Annotated in this window: 5 protein-coding genes; all 5 read left to right on the top strand. The window is 63.4% G+C overall.

The annotated features are described in order from the left end of the window. The first annotated feature begins 22 nt into the window (after window positions 1–22). The 5 genes from hutC (at window position 23) to hutG (ending at window position 6513) form a co-directional block, all read left to right on the top strand. Window positions 23–817 (top strand): histidine utilization repressor, encoded by a 795-nt coding sequence (gene hutC / locus B9Z49_RS20710; protein WP_108355338.1) that lies wholly within the window; start codon window positions 23–25, stop codon window positions 815–817. A 278-nt stretch (window positions 818–1095) separates the two neighbouring features. Then, window positions 1096–2634: a histidine ammonia-lyase gene (hutH, locus tag B9Z49_RS20715; protein WP_108355339.1), complete on the top strand. Its 1539-nt coding sequence runs from the start codon at window positions 1096–1098 to the stop codon at window positions 2632–2634. Between the two features lie 41 nt (window positions 2635–2675). Further along, the gene (hutU, locus tag B9Z49_RS20720) at window positions 2676–4373 is read left to right on the top strand and encodes a urocanate hydratase (RefSeq protein WP_108355340.1); all 1698 of its coding nucleotides are present in this window, start codon (window positions 2676–2678) and stop codon (window positions 4371–4373) included. A 17-nt stretch (window positions 4374–4390) separates the two neighbouring features. Beyond that, window positions 4391–5686 carry an imidazolonepropionase gene (hutI, locus tag B9Z49_RS20725; RefSeq protein WP_108355346.1) on the top strand — a complete coding sequence of 432 codons (1296 nt, stop codon included), beginning with the start codon at window positions 4391–4393 and terminating at the stop codon, window positions 5684–5686. Between the two features lie 11 nt (window positions 5687–5697). After that, window positions 5698–6513 carry an N-formylglutamate deformylase gene (gene hutG, locus B9Z49_RS20730; protein WP_108355341.1) on the top strand — a complete coding sequence of 272 codons (816 nt, stop codon included), beginning with the start codon at window positions 5698–5700 and terminating at the stop codon, window positions 6511–6513. The last annotated feature ends 187 nt before the right edge of the window (window positions 6514–6700 follow it).

Genomic DNA, 6700 nt, shown 5'->3' on the forward strand with positions numbered 1-6700 from the left:
ATTGCGCTTTGAAGATTCCCTCATGACCCGCACTGCAACGTCCATCGCCAATCAGCGACACCACACCGCCCGTAGGCCCCTAACCCTGACGGGCGAGCCCGTGGCCTTGTTCCGACAGGTGAAGGACCACATCGCCCGCAAAATCCAGGACGGCAGCTTGCGCGCAGGCGACCGCGTGCCATCCGAGCACGAGCTGGTCGCGCAGTTTGGCATGTCGCGCATGACCGTGAACCGGGCCTTGCGCGAACTGGTGGACCAAGGGCGCATCGTCCGCGTGGCCGGTGTGGGCAGTTTCGTGGCCGAACAAAAACCGCAATCGACCTTGCTGCAAATCGTCAATCTGGCCAGCGAGATTCGACAACGCGGTCACGACTACGCCTGCGAAATGTTGGTGGTCGAGCGTGTCGCCGCCACCCTGGAAGTGGCGGCCGCGCTGAACGTGCGCACCGGCGAGTCGGTGTTCCATTCGGTGTGTGTGCACCTGGAAGACGGCGTGCCCATCCAGCTGGAAGACCGCTTTGTCAACCCGCAGGTGGTGCCCAACTTTGCCCAGCAAGATTTCTCGCAACAACAGCCCTCGGAGTTTTTGGTGCGCACCGTGCCCTTTGACGAAATCGAACATGTGGTCGATGCGGTGCTGCCCACCGCCGAACAAGCCCAACGCCTGCAGATGGACGCGGCCGAGCCCTGTTTGCTCTTGACCCGCCGCACCTGGACGCAGGGCGTGCCCGTGACCCTGGTGCGCTGCCTGCATCCCGCCAGCCGTTACCGCCTGGGCAGCCGCTACAGCGCCAGCGGCAACCCGATATCGACCTGATGCCATCACGATTCATAAGGCCCTTGATGTTTGTGAATTCTCTCCCCCGTCTCACGAGTGCGGCCTCCCCCGTAACCTCCCCTGTAGGAGCCCACCCCGTGGGCGATGGTTTCAAGGGCGTGTGCCACGCCCATCGCCCACAGGGTGGGCTCCTACACCAAGGCACCTGCGACAGGTCTTTCGCTCAAGACTTCAACCGGTCTAATCAATGGGTGGGGCAAGGCCGATCCACTCAGCGCCTTGCGGCGCACTGATTTTTGAATGAACGAACGCCAGACATGACCCCCCCATTTTTGAAACTCATTCCCGGCCAAGTGCCTTTGGCCGATTGGTGCACCATTTACCGGGGTGCCACGCCCACGCTGGACGCGGATTGCCACGCCGCCGTGCAAGCCAGCGCCGACAGCGTAGCCCGCATCGTGGCCAAGGGCGAGCCGGTGTACGGCATCAACACCGGCTTTGGCAAATTGGCCAGCGTGCGCATTCCGGCCGAAGACCTGGAAACCTTGCAACGCAACATCGTGCTCTCGCACGCGGCGGGCGTGGGCGAAGCCACGCCCGTGGCCATCACCCGCTTGATGATGGCGCTCAAAATCGCCAGCCTGGCCCAAGGCGCTTCGGGCATTCGCCCGGCCACGCTGGCTTTGCTCGAAGCCATGCTGGTCCAAGGCATCATCCCGGTGGTGCCCGGTCAGGGCTCGGTTGGGGCTTCGGGCGATCTGGCACCGCTGGCCCACATGACGGCGGTGATGATCGGTGTGGGCGAAGCTGACACGCCCCAAGGCCGCCTGCCCGCCGAACAGGCTCTGGCCAGCGTGGGCCTGGCCCCGGTGACGTTGGGCCCCAAAGAAGGCTTGGCCCTGCTCAATGGCACCCAGTTTTCCACCGCCAACGCACTGGCCGGTTTGTTTGAAGCCGAGCGCCTTTTCCAGTCGGCCCTGCTCACCGGTGCTTTGGCCACCGACGCGGCCAAGGGATCGGACGCGCCATTCGATGCCCGCATCCACCGCCTGCGCAAACACCGCGGCCAAATCGCCACCGCCGAGGCCTTGCGCCAGTTGCTCAGCGGCAGCGCCATACGCGCCTCGCACCTGCAAGGCGACGAACGCGTGCAAGACCCCTATTGCCTGCGCTGCCAGCCGCAGGTCATGGGCGCTTGCCTGGATGTGCTGCACAACGCCGCCCAGTTGCTGGAGACCGAGGCCAATGGCGTGTCCGACAACCCGTTGATCTTCAGCGACACCGACGAATCTTTATCTGGCGGAAACTTCCACGCCGAGCCCGTGGCCTTTGCGGCCGACATGATCGCCATGGCCATTTGCGAAATCGGCTCTTTGGCCGAGCGCCGCATCGCCATGCTGGTGGACCCGGCGCTGTCGGGCTTGCCCGCATTCCTCACACCCAAGCCGGGTCTGAACTCTGGCTTCATGATCCCGCAGGTCACCGCCGCTGCCCTGGTGTCAGAAAACAAACAACGCGCCTACCCGGCCAGTGTCGATTCCATCCCCACCTCGGCCAACCAGGAAGACCATGTGTCCATGGCCGCTCACGGAGCACGCCGCCTGTTGCCCATGGCCGACAACGCCATGGCCGTGATCGGCATCGAGTGGATGGCCGCGGCCCAAGGCTGCGATTTTCACGCGCCACTGCACACCAGTGCGCCCCTGGCCGCCGCCATGGCTTTGCTGCGCACACGCGTGGCGCATCTCGACGACGACCGACACATCCAGCCCGACATGCAGGCCGCCATCGACATGGTCAAAAGCGGGGCCTTGCTGCAAAGCTACTCGGGCCTTGATTTGCCCGGCGTGCGCTGAACGACTTTGACCGATCCATTGTTCACACTCAAGGAGCCCACATGACCCCCTCCACCGACCCCCGTCTGGACCCGACCCGCGTGGTGCGTGCCCCACGCGGCAGCCAGCTGACCTGCAAGAACTGGGTCACCGAAGCCGCTTACCGCATGGTGCAGAACAACCTCGACCCCGAAGTGGCCGAGAACCCGCAGAGCCTGGTGGTCTACGGCGGCATTGGCCGCGCCGCACGCGACTGGGCTTGCTTTGACCAGATCTTGGCTTCGCTCAAAGACCTGAACGAAGACGAGTCCTTGCTGATCCAGTCGGGCAAGCCGGTGGGCGTGTTCAAGACGCACGCCAACGCGCCGCGTGTGCTGATCGCCAACTCCAACCTCGTGCCCAAGTGGGCCAATTGGGAACACTTCCATGAACTCGACCGCAAGGGCCTGTTCATGTACGGGCAAATGACGGCGGGCTCCTGGATTTACATCGGCACCCAAGGCATCGTGCAAGGCACGTTCGAGACCTTTGTCGAAGCTGGCCGCCAGCACTACAACAACGATTGGACAGGCCGCTGGATTCTGACGGCTGGTTTGGGTGGCATGGGCGGGGCGCAGCCCTTGGCCGCCACGTTGGCCGGGGCTTGCTCGCTCAACATCGAGTGCCAGCAAAGCAGCATCGACTTCCGTCTGCGTACCCGCTATGTGGACAAGCAGGCCAAAGACCTGGACGACGCCCTGGCCTTGATCAAACACCATACCGCCGCCAAAGAGGCGATCTCGATTGCCCTGCTGGGCAACGCGGCGGAGATCTTGCCCGAGCTGGTGCGCCGCGCCCAGGCGGGTGGCATGCGCCCCGATTTGGTGACCGACCAGACTTCGGCGCACGACTTGATCAACGGTTACTTGCCACCGGGCTGGACCGTGACGCAGTGGAAAGATGCACAGCTCGACCCCGCACAACATGCACGTCTGAAGGCCGACGCCTCGCAAGGCTGCGCAACCCAAGTACAAGCCATGCTGGACTTCCAGGCCTTGGGCATCCCCACGGTGGACTACGGCAACAACATCCGCCAGGTGGCTTTTGATCATGGCGTGAAAAACGCCTTTGATTTCCCCGGTTTTGTGCCCGCCTACATTCGACCCATGTTCTGCGAGGGCAAGGGCCCGTTCCGCTGGGTGGCCTTGTCGGGTGACCCGGAAGACATTTACAAAACCGATGCCAAGATCAAGGAACTGTTTCCGAACAACACGCACACGCACCGCTGGCTGGACATGGCGCGCGAGCGCATCAGCTTTCAGGGCTTGCCCGCCCGCATTTGCTGGCTGGGCTTGGGTGAGCGGCACCTGGCCGGATTGGCCTTCAACGAAATGGTGCGCACCGGTGAATTGAAAGCCCCCATCGTGATCGGGCGCGACCACCTCGACACAGGATCGGTGGCCAGCCCGAACCGCGAGACCGAAGCCATGAAAGACGGCACCGACGCCGTGAGCGACTGGCCGCTGCTGAATGCCTTACTCAACACCGCAGGCGGCGCCAGCTGGGTCAGCCTGCACCACGGCGGTGGCGTGGGCATGGGTTATTCACAACACTCGGGCATGGTCATCGTGGCCGACGGCACCGACGCGGCAGCAGAGCGCCTGGCGCGTGTGCTGGTCAACGACAGCGGCTCTGGCGTGATGCGCCACGCCGATGCCGGTTACGAGCTGGCCGTGGCCACAGCCAAAAAACAAGGGTTGAAGCTGCCCATGATCAAGTGAATGCAGTGAAGCCGACCATGACCGACGATTTCAATCTGGCAGCCTTGCCCAGCGCCGACGGCGTCTGGCACCATTTGCACTTGGCCCCTGAGGCTTTGGGCGCGGGCGCTTCGGGCCTGCCCGATGCGGCCATCGTGGTCGAGCAAGGGGACATTGCCTGGGTGGGTGCGCACGCCGATTTGCCCGACGTTTACCGACATCTGTCCACTCACGACGGCCAAAGAGGCTTGGTCACGCCAGGCCTCATCGACTGCCACACGCACCTGGTGTACGGCGGGCAGCGCGCCAACGAATTCGCCATGCGCCTGGCCGGAGCCAGCTACGAAGAGGTGGCGCGTGCGGGGGGCGGCATTGTGTCCAGCGTCAAGGCCACACGCGAGGCCAGCGAAGAGGAATTGTTCGACGCGTCCGTGCCGCGTATGCAGGCTTTGCTGGCAGAAGGTGTTTGCGCGATCGAGATCAAATCGGGCTATGGCCTGAGCCTGGCACACGAGCGCAAACAGCTGCGTGTGGCTCGGCGTTTAGCCCAGGTCTTTGGCGTCACGGTGCGCACCACGTTTTTGGGCGCGCATGCGCTGCCACCCGAATACGCCGGGCGCAGCGACGACTACATCCGTCTGGTGTGTGAAGAGATGATGCCCGCGCTCGCTGCCGAAGGCCTGGTGGATGCGGTGGACGTGTTTTGCGAAACCATCGGCTTCTCGCTTGCCCAGACCGAGCAAGTGTTCCAGGCGGCGCAAGCGCTGGGCTTGCCGGTCAAGTTGCATGCCGAGCAGCTGTCGGACATGGGCGGCTCTGCGCTGGCGGCGCGTTTCGGCGCGCTGTCGTGCGACCACATCGAACATCTGAGCGCCGAAGGCATCGCCGCCATGCGGCAAGCGGGCACAGTGGCGGTGCTTTTGCCCGGCGCTTACTTCACCCTGCGCGACACCCACATGCCGCCCATTGCCGATCTGCGTGCTGCAGGCGTGCCCATGGCCGTGTCCACCGACCACAACCCGGGCACTTCACCAGCCTTGAGCCTGCTGCTCATGGTCAACATGGCTTGCACATTGTTTCGCATGACGGTGCCTGAGGTCTTGGCGGGTGTGACGCGCCATGCCGCGCAGGCCCTGGGCTTGCAAGCCACACATGGCCGCATTGCGGTCGGCTGCCCAGCCAATTTTGTGCTGTGGCCTTTGGGCGATGTGGCAGAGCTCGCCTATTGGCTGGGCCAACGCCCGACCTGCAGCGTGGTGCGCCAGGGCCGTTTGGCGGTCGATGGCATGGGCCTGCACCGAATGAGCCCCTTGCCCGAACATCCACCCTTGTGACCTCATCAGCCATGACTTTTCAAACCACCGAACCGCCTTTTCGTTTTCGCCAGGGCACGCGACCTTTGCTGATTTCGATGCCGCATGTAGGCACACATGTGCCGCCTGAATTGGCCGCACGCCTGACCGACGAAGCCCGGCGCGTGCCCGACACCGACTGGCACCTGGAGCGTCTGTATGACTTTGCCGATGCACTGGGGGCCTCGGTGCTGGTGGCCACGCATTCGCGCTTTGTGATCGACCTGAACCGGCCGCCAGACGGTGCCAGTCTGTACCCTGGGCAAAGCGTGACGGGCCTGTGCCCGGTGGACTTGTTCGACGACCAGCCGCTGTACCGCGACCCGGCCGATGTGCCCGGCGAGGTTGAAATCGCCCAGCGACGAAATGCCGTTTGGCAGCCCTATCACGCGCAACTGGCGCAAGAGCTGGCCCGCATCAAAGCCCAGCATGGCGTAGCCGCCTTGTGGGACGCCCACTCGATTCGCTCGGTGCTGCCGCGCTTTTTTGAAGGCCGTTTGCCCGACCTGAACCTGGGCACCGCCAACGGCGCCAGTTGCGATCCGGAATTGGCTGAGCAACTGCTGGCCATTGGCAAGCAAGCCACCGGCTACACGGCGGTGCTCAACGGCCGCTTCAAGGGCGGGCACATCACCCGCCAATACGGCAACCCCGCGCAGGGCATTCATGCGGTGCAACTGGAGATGACGCAGAGCAGCTACATGCAGGAAAGCTGGCCGTTTGACTATCTGCCCGAGGTGGCTGCGGGCGTGCAGCCGCATGTGCGCAAGATGCTGGAGGCCATGTTGGCGTTTGTGGAATCTCACTGATCCGGCCCGATCAATTTTGAATGGCCCCTGCTTTTGTCGGCCATGCGGTTTTTTTTCTCTTTGTAGACATGATGGATGACCTGCCCACCTGACAAACGTGGGTTAAGTTGATGGGTGCGAAACCTTTATCAACCCAGTGCCATAACTCAGGAGGCAGGTCATGAAACAGTTTAACGATATCTACGTG

Source organism: Limnohabitans sp. 2KL-51 (genome assembly GCF_003063645.1).
Taxonomy (GTDB): domain Bacteria; phylum Pseudomonadota; class Gammaproteobacteria; order Burkholderiales; family Burkholderiaceae_C; genus Limnohabitans_A.

Excerpts from the sequence above, each read along its gene's own strand:
- hutI (WP_108355346.1), top strand. The coding sequence starts at position 4,391 with ATGACCGACGATTTCAATCTGGCAGCCTTGCCCAGCGCCGACGGCGTC.
- hutC (WP_108355338.1), top strand. The coding sequence starts at position 23 with ATGACCCGCACTGCAACGTCCATCGCCAATCAGCGACACCACACCGCC.
- hutH (WP_108355339.1), top strand. The coding sequence starts at position 1,096 with ATGACCCCCCCATTTTTGAAACTCATTCCCGGCCAAGTGCCTTTGGCC.
- hutG (WP_108355341.1), top strand. The coding sequence starts at position 5,698 with ATGACTTTTCAAACCACCGAACCGCCTTTTCGTTTTCGCCAGGGCACG.
- hutU (WP_108355340.1), top strand. The coding sequence starts at position 2,676 with ATGACCCCCTCCACCGACCCCCGTCTGGACCCGACCCGCGTGGTGCGT.